Below are 17,633 nucleotides of genomic sequence, written 5' to 3'. Positions count from 1 at the left end.
CTCGACATGGAAGAACCGGCTCGGATCCATGACGGGACGACGCTAGTCCCCCGCGGCCCGGCGGCGGGCATCAGGGTGCCGCACGCCGGGGTGAAATGCGGGGTCGGCGGGACCGGCGCGCGTAAGGCCTCGGTCAGTACACGTCCCGCACGTACCGCTTCTCGGCGGCGAGCTGCTTGACGTACGCCGCCGCCTCCGCCTCGTCCAGGCCGCCGTGGACGGTGGCGATCTCGCGCAGGGCCTGGTCGACATCCCTGGCCATGCGGGAGGCGTCGCCGCAGACGTAGAAGTGGGCGCGGTCGCGGAGCCAGGACCAGAGCAGGGGCCCGTGCTCGCGCATCCGGTCCTGGACGTAGACCTTGGCGCGCTGGTCGCGGGAGAAGGCGGTGTCCAGACGGGTGAGGGTGCCCTCGGCCAGGAACGCGGTCAGCTCCTGCTCGTAGTAGAAGTCCGTCGCGCGGTGCTGTTCGCCGAAGAACAGCCAGTTCGGGGCGCGGTGGCCGCGGGCCCGGCGTTCCTCCAGGAAGCCGATGAAGGGTGCGATGCCCGTGCCGGGGCCCACCATGATCGCCGGTGTGGCGGGGTCGGCGGGCGGACGGAAGTGCGGTGCCCGCTGGACGCGGACCGGCACCGGCGCGTCGGGTTCGGCGTCGGCGAGGAAGGGCGAGCAGACGCCCTGGCGGGGCCGGCCGGCCAGGTTCTCGTACCGGACGACGGAGACGGTCAGCGACACGAGGTGGGGGTCCGTGAGGGGGCTGGAGGATATGGAGTACATGCGCGGTTGCAGGCGCCCCAGCAGGTCGGCCCACTCCTGTGCCCCGGCCCGGATGCCGAACTCGGCGACCACGTCGACGGCCTGGCGTCCCCAGGACCACTGCGCCAGCTCGCCCTTGTTGTCCGGCCGCAGGAGCTTGCGCAGCTCGCGCGGGTCGCGGGCCCGGTCGGCGGCGAAGCGCAGCAGGTCGGGAGTGATGCGGGTGATGTCCAGGTGGCGCAGCAGGGCCTCGGCGAAGGGCAGCTCTCCGGCGCTCCTGACCTGAACGGCCGCGTCCGCGTCGAGACCGGTCACGGCGAGCCACTCCGTCACGAGGTCCGGCGCGTTGGCCGGGTGGACGGCCAGGGCGTCCCCGGCCTCGTAGACCAGCGGGGTGTCGCTGTCGCGGGTGTCGAAGGTGAAGCGGCGGACTTCCTTGCCCGCGCCGGGCAGGCTGAGCAGGCGGTTGCCGGTGAGGCGGGCGGTGACGGGGGCGGGCCGGCGGCTCGGCCGAGGAGCTGTGGGAGCCGTGGGTGCCGCGGAGACCGAGGCGGCCGGGGCGGGGACCGGCCGGTCGGTGCTCTTCAGCGCGGTGCGCACCTGGTCGAGCCAGGCCCCGGCCGCCGTCTCGTAGTCCGGTTCGCAGTCGGTGCGCGGGGCCAGCGGTATCGCGTCGAGCTCGGCCAAGCGCCGGTCGAGGCGGCGGCCGTGGCCGCAGAAGTCGTCGTAGGAGGAGTCGCCGAAGGCCAGGACCGCGTAGCGCCTGCCGTTCAGGCGCGGCGCGTCCGGAGCGGCGAGGGCGTCCCAGAATCCGGCGCCGTTGTCCGGGGCGTCGCCGTCGCCGAAGGTGCTCGTGATGAGCAGCAGGTCGGCGTCGGTCGGCAGCGCGGTGGGGTCGGCCTCCTCCATGGGCACCAGGGAGGCGGGATGGCCGTCCGCAGTGAGCCGTTCCGCGGCCGCGCTCGCGAACTCCTCCGCGTTCCCGGTCTGCGACGCCCAGAGGATCACGACCTGACGGCGAAGGGAGTCTGCGGTGGGCTGGACGGTGCCGGCAGGGCCGTGGGCGGTGGCCGACGGTGCTTCGGTTCTGGAGTACATCCCGGCGAGTACGCCGTTCACCCACAGGGCGTGCTCCGGGCTGAAGGGGGCGTCCGGCGGCAGCACCGGCACGCCCGGGAAGCCGGACGGGATGCCGGCGAGGAAGCCGGTCAGATAGCGGCGTTCGTGTTCGGCCAGGACCGGTGGCGGTGCGGGTTCCAGCCCGAACACGGAGGGAGCGGACACGGTGGACGGCGCGGCGGACGGTGGGGCGGCCTCGGCCGAGGCCGTGGCCAGGGTGCCGACGAGGGCTGGAGTCCGCACCGTCACCGGGGTGGGGGCCTTGCTCAGCGCGACCGCGCACACTTTGAACTCGGGCTGGAACGACAGCGGGTCGACGGCGTCGCTGGTCACCGCGTTGACACTGAGGTACTCGCCGAACAGGTCGTTCCAGTGGAACGGCGCGAAACAGCAGCCGGGCCGCACCCGGTCGGTGACGACCGCGGGCAGCACGGCCCGCCCGCGCCGCGAGGCGACCTCCACCGAGTCCCCGTCGGCGAGGCTCAGTTCGGCCGCGTCCTGCGGGTGGATCTCCACGAAGGGTCCGGGGTCGAGCTTGTTCAGCTTGGCCACCTTCGCCGTCTTGGTCAGGGTGTGCCACTGGTGCTGGAGGCGGCCGGTGTTGAGGACGTACGGGTAGTCGTCGTCGGGCAGCTCCGCCGCCGGGATGTGCGGGCGGGCGTGGAAGACCGCGCGGCCGCTCGCGGTCGGGAAGGTGGGCGAGCCGTCCGCTCCGACGTACCGGATCGGGTTGCGGTCGGGCCCTTCCTCGCTCGCCGCCGGCCATTGCACCGGGGTGGTGCGCAGCCGCTCGTGGCTCACTCCGCGCAGGTCCCAGCCGGTCGCCGGGTTCCAGGCGCGCTTGATCTCCTCGAAGACCTCCTCGGCGCTGTCGTACGCGAAGCCCTTCTCGTAACCCATCTCTCGGGCCACGGCGGCGATGATCCGCCAGTCCGCCGTCGCCTCGCCGGGCGGATCGGCGGCCGGCTGGGCCAGCGTGAGGTTGCGCTCGCTGTTGACCAGGACGCCCTCGGTCTCGGTCCACAGCGCGCCGGGCAGGACGACATCGGCGTACGCGTTCGTCTCCGTCTCGGTGAACACGTCCTGGGTGACGACGAACTCGGCGGCCTCCAGGCCCTCGATGACCGTCTTGCGGTTCGCGACGGAGGCGACCGGGTTGGTGCAGATGATCCAGCACGCCTTGATGTCCCCGTCGGCCATCTTCCGGAACATCTCGACCGTGCCCTTGCCGACGCCGTCGGCCCGCAGGGTCCCCGGTTCCAGTTCCCACAGCTCCTCGACGAAGGCCCGGTCGGCATCGACGAGGACCGAGCGCTGTCCGGGCAGCCCGGGCCCCATGTAGCCCATTTCCCGGCCGCCCATGGCGTTGGGCTGGCCGGTCAGGGAGAAGGGTCCGGAGCCCGGGCGGCAGATCGCGCCGGTGGCGAGGTGCAGATTGACCAGGGCGTTGGTGTTCCAGGTGCCGTGCGTGGACTGGTTCAGGCCCATCGTCCAGCAGCTCGTCCACTCCCCCGCCTCACCGATGAGCCGGGCGGCCTCCCGGATGCCGGCTTCCGGAAGGCCGGTGATCTCGGCGACGGTGGCGGGCGGGTAGTCGGCGAGGAAGGCGGGCATTGCCTCCCAGCCCTCGGTGTGCGCGGCGATGAATTCGGGGTTCGTGCGGCCGTTCGCGTGCAGCAGGTGCAGCAGACCGTTGAGCAGGGCGAGGTCGGTGCCGGGCCTGATCTGCAGGAAGAGGTCGGCCTTGGCGGCGGTCGTGGTGCGCCGCGGGTCCACGACGATCAGCTTGGCGCCCGCCGACTTCACCCGGTCCATCATGCGCAGGAAGAGGATGGGGTGGCAGTCGGCCATGTTGGAGCCGATGACGAAGAACACGTCGGCCTTGTCGAAGTCCTGGTACGAGCCGGGCGGCCCGTCCGCTCCGAGCGACAGCTTGTATCCGGTGCCGGCGCTCGCCATGCACAGCCGGGAGTTCGACTCGATCTGGTTGGTCCGTATGAAGCCCTTGGCCAGCTTGTTCGCCAGGTACTGCGCCTCCAGGCTCATCTGTCCGGAGACATAGAGGGCGACCGCGTCGGGGCCGTGCTCGTCGATGATCGCGCGCAGGCGCCGGGCGGTCTCGGCGACGGCGGCCGCGAGGGGCGCGGGCCGTGGCTCCTCGCCGCGGTCCGGCCGGACGAGGGCGGTGGTGAGCCGGCCCGGCGCGGCGAGCATGTCGGCGGTGGTCGCGCCCTTGGTGCACAGCCGGCCGAAGTTCGCCGGGTGCTCCTTGTCGCCCGTCGCCTTCAGGACCGCACGCCGCCCGTCCGGTCCCCTGCCGATGTCGAGGACCATGCCGCAGCCGACGCCGCAGTACGAGCAGACCGTCCGCACCTTCGTCGTGCCCTCGCTCCGCGAGCCCGGCGCGGCCACGGGCGCCTCCCTCTCCTGTGCTCGACCCGATCCCACCCTTCGTGACGGTACGAACCGCTCATTACGGAGGTGTCTCGGCGCCTGATCATCAGGGGTTACGCCCGCCGCACAGGGCTCGGGAGCAGGGTGTGAGCCCCGGCCAGGGGCACGCCGGCCACCCGCGTCGGCGCCGAGGTCCGGCCCGGCTCATGGCCTGCGTGCCGCCGACGCCAGGCAGGGGCCCCGGTCGGCGAGGAGGCCGTCCGGGGCTGCTGTACCCGTGCACATGTGTCGGCGGTGGTGCACCCGCGGCGCGGGCCGCGGGTCGGCGGATCAGCGGCGGTAGCCGCCGACGTGGTCGCCGGGGTGGTAGTCGCCGGCGCCAGGGACGTAGTGGCCGTCGCCGTGGTGGCGGAGACCGCCGTCGTGCCATCCGGCCTCGTCGCGGCGGTCCAGGTCCTCGGCGCGGTGGCTGCGGCGGCCCCAGGAGACGGCGTCGACGAGGCGGCCGCGGTCGTCGCGCAGGACCGCGGTGTCGGCGTTGCCGGTCATCTGCAGGATGCTGCCGGGCAGTCCGCTCAGGCCCCGGCCGACCTCGAGCGAGTCCTGGTTCTTGTCGAGGTCCTCGGTGAGGTCGAGCTCGGCGCCGGGCTTGGCGCCGGCGCAGTTGGTCGTGCCGGCCGGCAGGAGGGCGGGGCCTGGGGCGGCGGCCTGGTCGCCTCCGCCGACGGCGTCCGCTTCACGGTCCCCGTGCAGACCCTGCACGCGGGTTCGAATCCCCGGTACTTCGGCCTGCGGTACAAGGGCGCCACCTGGCTAAACGTGGTAAACGACCAGGTGATGGGGCTAGGCGGCGTGGTCGTGCCGGGCACGCTGCGCGACTCGCTGTTCATCCTGGACGCCATCCACGCCCGCGACGGCGGGCCGAAGCCGGAGACCGTCATCACGGACACCGCGTCGTACTCCGACATCGTCTTCGGCCTGTTCGCGATCTGCGGCTACCAGTTCTCGCCGAGGATCGCCGACATCTCCGACGCCCGGCTGTGGCGCACGAACACCACGGCCGACTACGGGCCGCTCCAGCCGGTCTCGAACCACACCATCCGCCTGGACCGGATACGCGCCCACTGGGGCGACATGCTCCGCGTGGCCGGGTCGCTCACCCTGGGGGAGATCCGCGGCCACGACCTGATCCGCATGCTCTCCCGCGACGGCAAGCCCACCGGGCTCGGCGACGCATTCGCCCACTACGGGCGGATCTTCAAGACCCTGCACCTGCTCCAGTTCGTCTCCGACGAGGGGTACCGGCGGATGATCGGTGCCCAGCTCAACGTCACCGAGGCCCGCCACCGCCTCGCCCGGAAGATCTTCTTCGGTCAGCGCGGCGAACTGCGCCAGCACTACCGCGAGGGCATGGAGGACCAGCTCGGCGCGCTCGGCCTGGCGCTGAACGCCGTGGTGCTGTTCAACAGCCTCTACATCGACGCCGCCGTCAAGCAGCTCGCGGCCGACGGCTTTCCCGTCACCGACGAGTTGCTCGCCCGGCTGTCCCCGCTCCAGTACGACCACATCAACTTCCTCGGCCGCTAGCCTTCACCCGGCCGCCGGCGCCGGGCCTGCGGCGGCTGCGCGACCCGTACGGAGACGACGCGACGGGCGACGGAGAGGATGGTTAGCCGCGGGCCCCTTGCTCGGGGTGCCCACCGCATTCATGCCACGTTCTCCTGGCCTGGGAGGCTCCCGTCGTCGGTCGCGGCGGCATGTTCGGCGGGCGCGGCGAGGTGCCTGGTGGCGTCCAGGGTTTCCCGAATGTGCTGGGCGAGGGTGTGCCGGTCGGGGTCGTCGATCCAGCGTTCGAAGGCGACCTTGAACGCGGCGATCCCGATTTCGGCCGCGAGTGCTGCGGTGGTGGAATCCAGACCGCGTTCCCGAAGCGCGTGGGCGAGGGTGGAGACGAGTGAGGCCAGTTTGGCCAGTTCACGTTCCTGCAGTTCGGGATTGGCGGCGATGACGGCTTGGCGCTGCCGTACCAGTTCTGCCCGTTCTTCGAAGACCGGAGCGGCTTCGGTCAGGGCGTGGTGATCACCTCCAGTGGCGCCAGAGGGGCGGCGGCGGTGGCCGTGGCGTGCGCGAGGACGTCAGCGAGGGCGTTGGGCTGGAAGAGGACTTCCCGTTTGTCGACGAAGTGCCGGTAGAAGGTGCGTTCGGTGACCTCGGCCCGGGCGGCGATCTCCGCCACGGTGGTGGCCTCGAAGCCCTTGTCGTTGTAGAGCTCCATCGCCGCCTTCTCCAGGCGGCCTCGTGCGTCGGGTTTCCATCGGCTCATGCTCCGATCCTACCCACCGATGACAGAATCTGACATCAAAGTGATGACAGAGGCTGACATGGGTGCTACGGTGATGTCACGAACTGACATCACGGCTCTTCGCCCCTGGTGGGGAGCCCGCAGCAAAGGGCAACACCATGCGCGTATTCGTCACTGGAGCCTCCGGACATCTCGGCTCCGCCGTCGTCCCTGAGCTCCTCGAAGCGGGACACCAGGTCGTCGGGCTCGCACGCTCGGACAAGTCCGCCGCCGCGTTGACGGCTGCTGGCGCTGAGGTGCACCGAGGCGACCTCGACGATCTCGACGGCCTCGCCGTGGCCGCCGCTGCGGCCGACGGGGTCATCCACCTGGCCTTCAAGCACGACGCCATGTTCGCCGGCGACTTCGACGGCGCGGTCGCAGCGGATCTGCGCGCCATCAACACGCTCGGGGACGCGCTCGCCGGCACCGGCAAGCCTTTGGTGGCCACGTCGGGAACCGCGCTGTTCGCCTTCGCGGGACTGCAGGGCGTCCTCACCGAGGCCGACGTGCTCGACGCAGGACCGCGGATCGACGCCGAGAACGCGGTGGTCGCACTCGCCGAGCGCGGCATCCGGTCGTCCGTCGTCCGGCTCACTCCGACCGTGCACAGCTCGCTCGACCACAACGGCTTCATCCCGACCTTCATCTCCATCGCCCGCTCCAAGGGCGTCTCGGCTTACGTCGGCGACGGGGCCAACCGCTGGCCCGCCGTGCACACGCTGGATGCGGCACGCCTGTACCGGCTGGCGCTGGAATCCGCCCCGGCCAGGTCACGGCTGCACGCCGTCGACGACGAGGGGATCACCTTCCGCCAGATCGCCGAGGGCATCGGCCGCGGCCTGAACCTGCCCGTGGTCAGCATCCCGCCGACCCAGGCCGAGGCCCACTTCGGCTTCCTGAGCGCCCACGCCCAGGCCGACAACCCGTCCTCGAGCACGCTGACCCGCGACCTCCTGGGCTGGAAGCCCGTCCAGCCCGGCCTCATCGACGACCTCGGCCAGGGCCACTACTTCGACGCCCCCGCGACCACCCCGCGCTGAGGCCCCTCTTCTCCATCCCGGTCCGGTCACCTCGCCCATCCAGACGGCCCGGCGGAACCGGTCCAAACGACCCACCATCCCCCCTGTACGACCGGCTGCTGCGCAGCCGAGAGGAAACGAACGACATGAACACCAAGAACGCACACGAGCGGCTCGACCCCGAACTCGCCGAGGTCCTGAAGGCGGTGCCGATGACGGAGGCTGGGGTGTTCGACCTCAGCGACCTGGAGGGCACGCGCGCAGGCGTCCGCGCCTTCGCCGAGGCGATCGCGGCCCAGATACCGGACGAGCCGTCCGTGTCGGTCGAAGAGGTCGCCGTGGTCCGCCCGGACGGATCCACCCTCCCCATCCGGCTGCTGCGGCCCACCGAGGCAGCCGGGCCGCTTCCGGTGCTGCTCTGGTTCCACGGCGGCGGGCAGGTCCTCGGGTACGCGGCCCAGGACGATCCCACCCTCAAGCACCTGGTCCTGGAGGTCGGCTGCATCGTCGCCTCCGTCGACTACCGGCTCGCACCGGAGGCGCCCGCCCCGGCCGCCGCCGAGGACGGACTGCTCGCCTATCGCTGGCTTCGCAGTCAGGCAGCCGCGCTCGGCATCGACGAGGGCCGCGTCGCCCTGGCCGGGCAAAGCGGCGGCGGGGGCATCGCCGCAGCCACCGCGCTCATGATCCGCGACCAGGGCGAGCCGGCGCCGCTGTTCCAGGCGCTGAGCTATCCGATGCTCGATGACCGCAACACCACCGCTTCGAGTCACGAGGTCACCGACATCGGTATCTGGGACCGCGCGACCAACATCCTGGCCTGGAACCTGATCCTCGGGGACCGCGCCGACGCCGACGAGGTGCAGCCGTACAGCGCACCCGCCCGCGCGACGGACCTCACCGGCCTGCCGCCCACCTTCATCGCAGCCGCCGAACTCGACGTCTTCCGCGACGAGGACCTGAGCTACGCGACCAGGCTCCAGGCCAGCGGCGTGCCCGTCGAACTGCACCTGTACCCCGGCGCCTACCACGCCTGGGACCTCTTCGCTCCCGAAGCCGCGGTGAGTGCCGCGTACGTCCACGCCTGGTACGGATACCTGCGCCGCCAGTTCACTGCCCGTCAGCCCTGAGCGTCCGGCGCCGGGCGAACGGGGAGTCGGTCGAGCAGATCCAGCCCGACCTGATCATCCCCACTGGGAAGCGCAAGGGACAGAACCCGTCCGTCGCCAGCATCTACCGGGCGCTCGCCGAGCACGCCAAGCGCGAGGCATACCCCGAAGCCATCGAACAGGCACACACCGACTTCGCCGACCTCCAGCCCGGCGAACTTCCCAGCCCGCGCACGCCGACGACGGAACCCGCTCGCTGACACGGCGCCGCGTCAGCCGCTACCGCTAATTCCCGTTCCGATACTCCGACCGCCGCCAATTGCATCCGATTCTAACTCGCGACAGTCTGCGAATCTCCGAGGAGACGAGGGCAATGGGGCCGCGGACCTGCGGACTTGAGCGTGGTCTCCGGAGGTGACGATACCCGCGCCTCGGGTCTCATCGTGGTCCATGTAGGGGCTGGCTTCGGGCTCTTCCCAGGGCGCCGGGCAGGCCAACCGTCCCGCCCGGATCACCTGTCCGCGCTCCTGAACGAGGTCGGGGTCCCGACCGCCGCGGCCCGCGGCGCCGCTATCCGGCAGCAGCTCCTCGAACTGCCCGCCCCCGTTGTCGCGGACGCCCTCGGCTACCACGACAAGACCACCGCCCGGCTCCGCAACGAGGTCGGCGGGGCATGGAGCCGATACGCCCCCGGCGACCACACACGACCACCCGCAGGCTGGACTCCGCAAGATACTCACGGCAGTTGAACCGGGCAACGGAGTGGCAGGCCAGGGCACGACCTGACCTGCCACTGCCTCACGAAGCCGTCGGTGTCTGCTCGTGGCTGCCATAGGGCCGCGTGATGATCTCCATGCCGTGCCCGGCCGGATCCATGAAGTACAGGCCGCGCCCACCGTGGTGGTGGTTGATCTCTCCAGGCTGCTTCAGATGCGGATCGGCGTAGTACGTGATCCCGGCCTGCTGGATCCGCGCGAAGGCCGCGTCGAACTCCTCGTCGGAGACGAGGAACGCGTAGTGCTGCATGACGATCGACTCCGCCGGAATGGCGGCGAAGTCCAGGGTGACCCCGTTGCTGGTGGCCACGGGAATGAACGGGCCCCACTCGGTCCCGACCTCAAGCCCCAGGATGCGCGCCAGGAACTCGGCCGACTCCCGGTTGTCCCGGGCATGGATGATGGTGTGATTCAACTCGACTGACATGTGTGGAATGCCTCCGTAAGGCACCTCACGGCACCTCCATGTCTCACCCAGCCGGTGACCGACACGCGATGCGTGCGCATGATCTTAAACAGCAGCGCCCACGCCGTCGAGGCATCTTCCGAGGAGGTAGACCTTTTCGGCCACGGAGCGTCACCCCATACCCAGGCCAGGTCGAGAACTGGCGACAGTCCAATACGCGAGCCCACCAGTACCCAGGGCCTGCTCACCGCCGGCGGTGAGCCGGGCGAGCGCCGAGTGGGGGTGCCGGGCGATGTACCAGGCAAGGTCGGACTGGTGCAGACCGTCGACGGACAGCAGCAGGACATGCCGGGCAGCCGGGTGCGCGGAGCCGGGCGCGGCCGCGGCCGCCGTGACGGAACGTGCGGGGTGGGCCGGACGTCGGGACATGGCTTCTCCTCGGACTGTGTCGAGTCGGCGAGCGGGTGCGCGTCGTGCACCGACATCCGAGAGGCGGAACATGTACGCCAGCAGACCGTCATGCCGCGTCCAGCCCAAGAAACGCATCGGCCCGGGCAAAGACTTCCGCGTTCTGACGGCCGCTCAGGTCATGGTCGTCGCACGAGGAATGCGGTCTCGCGGCAGCCGTGTTCAACAGGATGACCGTCGAGGCGAGAGCCGGCTGGGCCCGGGGGTCGGCATGCCTGTGCCGCTTGCCCGTCGCATCGAGTCCGGCGACGCTCCGGTGAGCGAACCAGCGAAGGGCCCCTCGACGTCCCGCCGCCGACGCCCACGGTGGCGCCCAGGAGCCGGCCGACCTGACGGCACTGCAACGCCTGAGCTGCACCGGCAGCTGATCGGTACCCGTTCAGGACTGCCGTCCGCCGAACTGCCAGTTGTGGACCTCGATGTCGGCATACCGGTCCACGGTCAGCACGGCGCGCGCCGTGGCCGGGTCCGGCGCCCGGACCAGCGCTGCGGTACCCAGCCAGGTGTTGCCGTCGTCGGACAGCAGTGGCCCGTATGCGATCAGCTCGTTGTGCTCCGGGGGCACGGTGAGGTCGGCGGCCACTCCCTGGCCGAGGCCGAGCACGAGGTACCGGCGGCCGCCGGTGCGCCCTCCGGGAAAGTCCCACATGGTGCGGCCCAGCACGTTGTGCCATCGGCGCAGCAGCACGTCACGGTACACACCGGCCTGGTAGCCGGGCTCGTCGAAGGCGAATGCGCGGGCGGCGGCGGGATCGGGCAGGTCGACGATGTGCACGCTGCCGGTGGGCACTTCGCCGTCGTCGGTGAGGGTCGGGCCGCGGGCGATCATCTCCTTGTCGAACCGGTCCATGTAGGACCAGTGCGCTTCCAGCAGCTCCATGCGCTGCGCGAGCGAGCCTCGCCGATCGCGGTGGTAGCAGAAGAATTCCATACGCGCAGTCTGTCGGTCCCGGGGCGCCACAGCACAGCGGTTATCGGTGAGAACGACTCAGTGGGCACCTCGGGTCTCGCCTCGGTGTGATCAGCCTGGTGAGATGATCCGCATGACTGCTTCTGGTTCTGCGCCTGGGGGAAGTCCGGCGACGGCGACGTACGACCGCATCGGCATCGGATACCGGGAAGTCCGCCGGCCCGACCCCCGTCTGTCCACGCTGCTTCACCACGCCCTGGCCGGGGCGCGCACGGTCGTCAACGTGGGGGCCGGTACCGGGTCCTATGAGCCGGCCGACGCGGAGGTCACCGCGGTGGATCCGTCACGGGTCATGCTGGATCAGCATCCCGGCCGCCGGAAGATCCTCGCCGGGGCGGAGGAACTCCCCTTCGAGGACGGCGCGTTCGAAGCCGCCATGGCTGTGATGACCGTGCACCACTGGCCCGACCTTCGTCGCGGCCTCGGCGAACTGCGGCGCGTATCCCGGCGGCAGGTCGTCTTCACCTGGGATCCCCGGCATCTGCCCGAGCTGTGGCTGATCGAGGAGTACCTCCCCGAGATCAGGCAGCTCGAACAGGCCCGCTTCACGCCCCTGGCCGACGTGGTGGACGCACACACCGTGGTGCCCTTCGCCATCCCGCATGACTTCAGCGACGGCTTCCAGATCGCGTACTGGCGCCGCCCGGAGTACTACCTGGACCCCGTCATCCGGCAGGCCAGTTCGACGTTCGCCCAACTCCCGCCGTCCATGGTCGAACCGGCGATCGCGAGACTGCGGGCGGACCTGGCCTCCGGCGCCTGGCAGCGCAGCCACGCCGATCTGCTGAACCAGGACGCCATGGACTACGGCTATCGACTGCTCATCGCGGGAGACAGCGGGTCCGGCACGGCCGACGCGAGCGTGCACGCGCCTGTGTAGTACAGGATTGGCCCATGGCAACTGTCCTCGCTTTTCACGCGCACCCGGACGACGAGGTGTTTCTGACGGGCGGCACGCTCGCACGGGCCGCGGCCGAGGGGCATCGTGTCGTGATCGTGGTCGCCGCGGACGGGCTGATGGACGCCGTGCCGGAGGGCGGAGCACCACGGCTGGACGAGCTTCGGGCGAGTGCTGCCGTGCTGGGCGTGCAGCGGGTGACGCATCTGGGGTATGCGGACAGCGGCCACGGTGCGGTGCTCTATCCGGATCCGCCGGACCGGACACGTTTCGTGCGGGCTGACACGGAGGAGGCGGCCGAGCGGCTGGCCGCCATCCTCCGCGAGGAAGAGGTGGACCTGCTGCTCAGCTACGACGCACGCGGCGGGTACGGCCACCGCGACCACGTCAGGGTGCACGAGGTCGGCAGGCGTACCGCCGAGCTCGCCGGGGTGCCGCGTGTGCTGGAGGCGACGATCCCACGCGATGTGATGGCGCGTCTGGTGCGGCTGGTGCGTGTGCTGAGGATCCCGTTCCGGTTCGACGCGGACGCGGTGCGCACCGCCTACACCGAGCGCGCCGCCATCACCCACACCGTGGACGTCCGACGGTTCGCGGCGCGGAAGCAGGCGGCTCTCGCGGCTCATCGTTCGCAGGTGTCGGGCACGGGTCGGCTTGCTCCGGTGCTCAGGGTGCTGGTCCGCATTCCGGCCCCTGTCTTCGGGTGGCTGCTCGGGCGGGAGTGGTTCGTGGCGGCACAGGCGGCGACGGCGTCGTCCGACGTCATCGGCGACATATTCCAACCGGTCTCGTAACGTCTGCCAACCGGCCGTCCAGCGTCTGCCAACCGGCCTCACATCCGTTCCGGTGCCGAGACACCGAGCAGGTGCAGGCCTTTGCCCCTACTTGGCGTAGTTGTAGACGGTCGCCCGGGACACACCCAGCAGGTCGGCGATGGTCTGTGCGGCGTCGCGCGAGTCGAAGTAGCCGTCCCGCTGCAACTGCCGTACGAGCGCCTTCTTGTCCTCCCGGCTCAGCGAGCGGGGCGTCGCGGCGCGCTCCGCGGCATGTGCCTCCACCGCCTGGCGCAGCTCGCGGGCGGTGCGGTCGCGCAGGCTCTCCAGCGGCTGCTCGCGGTGCTCGGTGTCCGTGGCCACCAGGTTGGACAGGGCGAGGGTCACCGGCGAGAGCACGGACACGTCCAGGTTCAGGCAGAGAGCCGCGATGTACTCCCCCGCGGCGTTCTTGATGCCGATGGACGTGCTCTTCGCGGGGCGGCCGTCCGGGAACTGATTGGGGTAATTCTGAATGACACTGGGGTAGTCGGGGTCCTCGATACGGGCCAGGCCCAGCTCCGTGGCGGAGTCCCCGACCCGACGGCCGGAGAGGTTGTTCTCGATCGCCCGGATCGCGTGCTCGGGATCCCGCAGATCGTGGAGCACCACCTCGCACAGCCCCGGGAACATGCGCCCCAGCGCTACGGCGATCTTCTCGGCCTCACGGATGAGGTGCTCGTCCGCCTCCGCATCTCCCACGGGAAGCCTCCAGGGCGATTGGACCAATTTTCCATCTCTGGATACTCAGTCTAGGTGAAGCTCCGTGTTTGTCCAACGGATGGGTGGAGGTGTCGGCCATGGCGCCGCATGCCGACGGGGTGTTCGGCAGGAGTCGGCTCGCAGGCATGGCGAAAGTCTGCCGCGGTCCACTGACAGAGGGTGCCAGGGAAGCCGGACCAACTTTCGCCCTGCCCGCTCTGGCCACCCGCGCGGCCGGCCTCGCCGGCCCCGACGGTTCCGGAGGCGTCGCCAAGCCGACGGCCTGCCCCGCTCCCTGGGACAGGCCGCCGGCATCAAGCGGTGTCGGGTTACAGCGCGCGTTCCAGGCGGTCCGCCATCAGCTTGACGAAGCGGGCGGGGTCCTTGGGCTGGCCGCCCTCGGCGAGTACCGCAAGACCGTGCAGGAGTTCCGCGGTCTCGGTGAGCCCTGTGCGGTCCTCGCGCTCCTTGTACGCCTGGTTGAGGCCCTTCACCAGCTGGTGGTCCGGGTTGAGCTCCAGGATCCGCTTGGCGCGGGGTACCTCCTGGCCCATCGCGCGGTACATGTTCTCCAGCGCCGGGGTCAGGTCGTTCGCGTCGGAGACGACACAGGCCGGGGAGACGGTGAGACGGGAGGACAGACGCACCTCCTTGATGTCCTCGTCCAGTTGCTCCTTCATCCAGCCGAGCAGGCCGGCGTAGTCCTCGGTCTGCTTCTCCCGCTCGCCGTCGGAGGACTCGCCGTCCTTGGCGTCGAGATCGATCTGCCCCTTGGCGACGGACCGCAGCTTCTTGCCGTCGTACTCACCGACGGTGTCGGCCCACACCTCGTCGACGGGGTTGGTGAGCAGCAGCACCTCGATGCCCCGGTCCCGGAAGGCCTCCATGTGCGGGGAGTTCTCGATGCTCTGCCGGGACTCGCCGGTCAGGTAGTAGATGTCCTCCTGGCCGTCCTTCATCCGCTCCACGTAACTCTTGAGCGTGGTCGGCTCGGTGTCGTCGTGTGTGCTCGCGAACGACGCGAGGGCGAGGATGGCGTCACGGTTCTCCGGGTCGGTGACCAGACCCTCCTTCAGGACGGTGCCGAACTCCCGCCAGAACGTGGCGTACCGTTCCGGGTCCTTGGCCATCATGTCCTTGACCGTGGACAGGACCTTCTTCGTCAGCCGGCGCCGCATCATCTCGATGTGCCGGTCCTGCTGGAGGATCTCGCGGGACACGTTGAGCGAGAGGTCGGCCGCGTCGACGACGCCCTTGACGAAGCGGAGGTACGGCGGCAGCAGCGCCTCGCAGTCGTCCATGATGAAGACGCGCCTGACGTACAGCTGCACACCGCGCCGGAATTCCCGCGTGAACAGGTCGTGGGGAGCGTGCGCGGGGAGGAACAGCAAGGCCTGGAACTCGAAGGTGCCCTCCGCCTGGAGCCGGATGGTCTCCAGCGGGTCGCGCCAGTCGTGCCCGATGTGCTTGTACAGCTCGTGGTACTCGTCGTCGGACACCTCGTCACGCGACCGCGCCCACAGCGCCTTCATCGAGTTGAGCGTCTCGGGCTCGCGCGACTCCTCGCCCTCGCCCTGGTCCGGGACCATCCGGATGGGCCAGGTGATGAAGTCCGAGTAGCGCTTGACGATCTCTCTGATCTTCCACGAGGAGGTGTAGTCGTGGAGCTGGTTCTCCGGGTCGGCGGGCTTGAGGTGGAGGGTGACCGAGGTGCCCTGCGGGGCGTCGTCGACCGGCTCCAGCGTGTACGTGTCCTCACCGCGCGAGGTCCAGCGGGTGCCCTGGCTCTCGCCGGCGCGCCGGGTGACCAGGGTGACCTCGTCCGCCACCATGAAGCCGGAGTAGAACCCGACGCCGAACTGGCCGATCAGCCCCTCCGCCCCGGCCGCGTCCTTGGCCTCCCGCAACTCCTGGAGGAACTGTGCGGTGCCGGAGTTGGCGATGGTGCCGATGAGCTGCCCGACCTCGTCGTACGACATTCCGATGCCGTTGTCCCGCACGGTGAGGGTGCGGGCGTCGTTGTCGATGTCGATCTCGATGTGCAGATCGGACACGTCGGCGTCCAGCGAGTCGTCCCGCAACTTCTCCAGACGCAGCTTGTCCAGCGCGTCGGAAGCGTTGGAGACGAGCTCACGCAGGAAGACATCCTTGTTGGAGTAGACCGAGTGGATCATCAGCTGCAGCAGCTGACGGGCCTCTACCTGAAACTCGAGCGTTTCAGTCGGCATGTTCGCGCATTCCTCCCAGGTGATATCGCCGGAACTGCTGCCAGCTACTGTAAAACACCATGTCAGGGCGGTGGCCAAAGACGCGGGCGGTGGCTGGATCCAGACCCCGTGGCCAGCCCGGGTCAGCTCCCATTACCTGGCAGGTCATCGACCGCGGCGGGCACCGGCGGCAGGATCGTGAACAGCACCGCAGCCGACCAACCGGAGGGACACCATGACCGCCTACGCGATCGCTCACCTGCGGGAAGCCGCTCCGCACCCGGAGATCGCCGAGTACATCGCCCGCGTCACCGCCACCTTCGAACCGTACGGCGGCCGGTTCCTCGTACACGGAAGTCCGCACGAGGTAAAGGAGGGCGCATGGCCCGGGCACGTCGTCGTGATCGGCTTTCCGTCGATCTCCCAGGCACGCGCCTGGTGGGACTCGGAGGAGTACCAGGCCATCGCGCCCCTGCGCTCCCGGCACATCGAGGGCGACATCATCCTGGTTCCGGGTGTGAGCGAGGACTACGACGCGTCCGACACGGCGCGGGCCATGCTGGAGGCGCTCTCCACCCGCGACTGAGGCCGTGAAGTCCTCGAGGTCGCCCGCCGTCTTGCTCCGCTCCGGGAGTCAGCCGAAGACATCGCGGTTCCGGCGCACGAATGCGGCGAAGCCTACGGCTGCACGGCCGGTGAGATCGGGCACGGTCGAAGTGACGGTCTCCGCACCGCCGTTGCGGTAAGCGCGGGCGACTCCGATCAGAGCGTCGGCGTGGAACTCCGGCATCCCCCGACGCAGCATCGCCGCGCGCGCTTCGTCGTCGGGCAGACCCACATAACGCACCGGCCTTCCGAGGACGTGGGAGAACTCCTCTGCCACGTCGGTGTAGGTCAGCGCCTCGGGCCCGGTGAGGTCATACACGCGACCGTCGTGGCCCTCCGTGGTGAGGACGCGCGCGGCGACACGGGCGATGTCGCCGACGTCGACGAAGCTGATGGGTGCCTTGATCAGGGGCAGGCTGAACTCGCCTGCCGTGCGGATCGCCGGCTGGCGCAGAAAGTTCTGCAGATAGAAGTTGGGGCGCAGGATCGTCCAGGGCAACCCCGAGGTGACCAGTGCCTGTTCAACCGGCCGATGCAGCCGGGCAATCGGCGACAGTCCCTCGTCGGCCCGCCAGACCGACAGCTTGACCACTCGGGCGCCGACCGCACGGGCGGCTTCCACCATGTTGAGTTCGTGCGTCGTCTGGGCGGGGCTCGTGGCACCGACGAGAAACACGGTGTCGATGCCATCGAGTGCAGGCACGAGCGTGTCCGGGACCGCGAGATCGAGCGTCACGGAGTGACCGCCGGACTCGGTCACCTGGGCGGTCATCCGCGGATCACGGTAAGCCGCCCGCGCGGGCACGCCGTCGGCGGCAAGTTGAGCGAGGAGGGCCCTGCCGACGTTTCCACTCGCGCCGGTGACCAGAATCATCGTCATGTCCTCGGGTCGGTTGCAGAGAGCGTGCCAGGCCGCGGCGTCCGCCGCTGAGGAGGACGGCCATGGATCCCCTCCCGGATGGTATGCGGCGATCTCGCAGGCCGCGGGTCGACGGTGCGGAGCCAGGTCGGCGGCGGGGAAAATTCCCTACCGCGGTGGCCGGCAAGGG

Annotated in this window: 16 protein-coding genes; 6 read left to right on the top strand and 10 right to left on the bottom strand. The window is 70.1% G+C overall.

What is annotated here, in order from left to right; translation table 11 throughout:
* Nucleotides 1–133: 133 nt before the first annotated feature.
* Together ACZ418_RS32230 and ACZ418_RS32225 are read right to left on the bottom strand one after the other, a co-directional pair.
* The gene (locus tag ACZ418_RS32230) at nt 134–4,207 is read right to left on the bottom strand and encodes a molybdopterin-dependent oxidoreductase (RefSeq protein ID WP_468370300.1); all 4,074 of its coding nucleotides are present in this window, start codon (nt 4,205–4,207) and stop codon (nt 134–136) included.
* A gap of 390 nt (nt 4,208–4,597) precedes the next feature.
* Complete coding sequence (locus ACZ418_RS32225) at nt 4,598–5,029, bottom strand: hypothetical protein (RefSeq protein WP_468370092.1); 432 nt, start codon at nt 5,027–5,029, stop codon at nt 4,598–4,600.
* Between ACZ418_RS32225 and ACZ418_RS32220 the strand changes: the two genes are divergently transcribed.
* Complete coding sequence (locus ACZ418_RS32220) at nt 5,015–5,854, top strand: Tn3 family transposase (RefSeq protein WP_468370089.1); 840 nt, start codon at nt 5,015–5,017, stop codon at nt 5,852–5,854. The genes ACZ418_RS32225 and ACZ418_RS32220 overlap by 15 nt on opposite strands.
* Before the next feature lie 119 nt (nt 5,855–5,973).
* On the opposite strand, the gene ACZ418_RS32215 is transcribed toward ACZ418_RS32220, so the two are convergent.
* Together ACZ418_RS32215 and ACZ418_RS32210 are read right to left on the bottom strand one after the other, a co-directional pair.
* A complete protein-coding gene (locus tag ACZ418_RS32215; protein ID WP_468370297.1) occupies nt 5,974–6,297 on the bottom strand; it encodes an acyl-CoA-like ligand-binding transcription factor in 324 nt (107 codons plus the stop codon).
* A 35-nt stretch (nt 6,298–6,332) separates the two neighbouring features.
* Complete coding sequence (locus ACZ418_RS32210) at nt 6,333–6,590, bottom strand: helix-turn-helix domain-containing protein (protein WP_468370086.1); 258 nt, start codon at nt 6,588–6,590, stop codon at nt 6,333–6,335.
* Nucleotides 6,591–6,727: 137 nt separating this feature from the next.
* Here ACZ418_RS32210 and ACZ418_RS32205 point away from each other — a divergent pair, with 137 nt between their 5' ends.
* Both ACZ418_RS32205 and ACZ418_RS32200 read left to right on the top strand, forming a co-directional pair.
* Nucleotides 6,728–7,651, top strand: a complete 924-nt coding sequence (locus tag ACZ418_RS32205) for an SDR family oxidoreductase (protein ID WP_468370084.1) — start codon at nt 6,728–6,730, stop codon at nt 7,649–7,651.
* A gap of 125 nt (nt 7,652–7,776) precedes the next feature.
* A complete protein-coding gene (locus ACZ418_RS32200) occupies nt 7,777–8,760 on the top strand; it encodes an alpha/beta hydrolase (protein WP_468370081.1) in 984 nt (327 codons plus the stop codon).
* A 777-nt stretch (nt 8,761–9,537) separates the two neighbouring features.
* Here the strand turns inward: ACZ418_RS32200 and ACZ418_RS32195 are convergent.
* The 3 genes from ACZ418_RS32195 to ACZ418_RS32185 form a co-directional block, all read right to left on the bottom strand.
* Nucleotides 9,538–9,942, bottom strand: coding sequence for a VOC family protein (locus tag ACZ418_RS32195; protein ID WP_468370078.1), 405 nt, complete (start codon nt 9,940–9,942; stop codon nt 9,538–9,540).
* A 150-nt stretch (nt 9,943–10,092) separates the two neighbouring features.
* Complete coding sequence (locus ACZ418_RS32190) at nt 10,093–10,350, bottom strand: hypothetical protein (RefSeq protein ID WP_468370076.1); 258 nt, start codon at nt 10,348–10,350, stop codon at nt 10,093–10,095.
* A 418-nt stretch (nt 10,351–10,768) separates the two neighbouring features.
* Nucleotides 10,769–11,320 carry a YciI family protein gene (locus ACZ418_RS32185; RefSeq protein ID WP_468370074.1) on the bottom strand — a complete coding sequence of 184 codons (552 nt, stop codon included), beginning with the start codon at nt 11,318–11,320 and terminating at the stop codon, nt 10,769–10,771.
* Nucleotides 11,321–11,423: 103 nt separating this feature from the next.
* On the opposite strand from ACZ418_RS32185, the gene ACZ418_RS32180 reads away from it, so the two are divergent.
* Both ACZ418_RS32180 and ACZ418_RS32175 read left to right on the top strand, forming a co-directional pair.
* Complete coding sequence (locus ACZ418_RS32180; RefSeq protein ID WP_468370071.1) at nt 11,424–12,239, top strand: class I SAM-dependent methyltransferase; 816 nt, start codon at nt 11,424–11,426, stop codon at nt 12,237–12,239.
* Nucleotides 12,240–12,253: 14 nt separating this feature from the next.
* Nucleotides 12,254–13,051: a PIG-L deacetylase family protein gene (locus ACZ418_RS32175; protein ID WP_468370068.1), complete on the top strand. Its 798-nt coding sequence runs from the start codon at nt 12,254–12,256 to the stop codon at nt 13,049–13,051.
* A gap of 87 nt (nt 13,052–13,138) precedes the next feature.
* On the opposite strand, the gene ACZ418_RS32170 is transcribed toward ACZ418_RS32175, so the two are convergent.
* Together ACZ418_RS32170 and htpG are read right to left on the bottom strand one after the other, a co-directional pair.
* The gene (locus ACZ418_RS32170) at nt 13,139–13,771 is read right to left on the bottom strand and encodes a helix-turn-helix transcriptional regulator (RefSeq protein ID WP_468370065.1); all 633 of its coding nucleotides are present in this window, start codon (nt 13,769–13,771) and stop codon (nt 13,139–13,141) included.
* Nucleotides 13,772–14,100: 329 nt separating this feature from the next.
* Nucleotides 14,101–15,999, bottom strand: coding sequence for a molecular chaperone HtpG (gene htpG / locus ACZ418_RS32165; RefSeq protein ID WP_468370062.1), 1,899 nt, complete (start codon nt 15,997–15,999; stop codon nt 14,101–14,103).
* 214 nt (nt 16,000–16,213) lie between these two features.
* Here htpG and ACZ418_RS32160 point away from each other — a divergent pair, with 214 nt between their 5' ends.
* Nucleotides 16,214–16,564 (top strand): DUF1330 domain-containing protein, encoded by a 351-nt coding sequence (locus tag ACZ418_RS32160; protein WP_468370059.1) that lies wholly within the window; start codon nt 16,214–16,216, stop codon nt 16,562–16,564.
* A 48-nt stretch (nt 16,565–16,612) separates the two neighbouring features.
* On the opposite strand, the gene ACZ418_RS32155 is transcribed toward ACZ418_RS32160, so the two are convergent.
* Nucleotides 16,613–17,458, bottom strand: coding sequence for an SDR family oxidoreductase (locus ACZ418_RS32155; protein WP_468370056.1), 846 nt, complete (start codon nt 17,456–17,458; stop codon nt 16,613–16,615).
* Nucleotides 17,459–17,633: the final 175 nt, after the last annotated feature.

The organism is Streptomyces sp. NPDC030820 (genome assembly GCF_055572075.1).
Note: the sequence above shows the minus strand (reverse complement) of the source record. Positions and strands in the feature narration are given on the sequence as shown.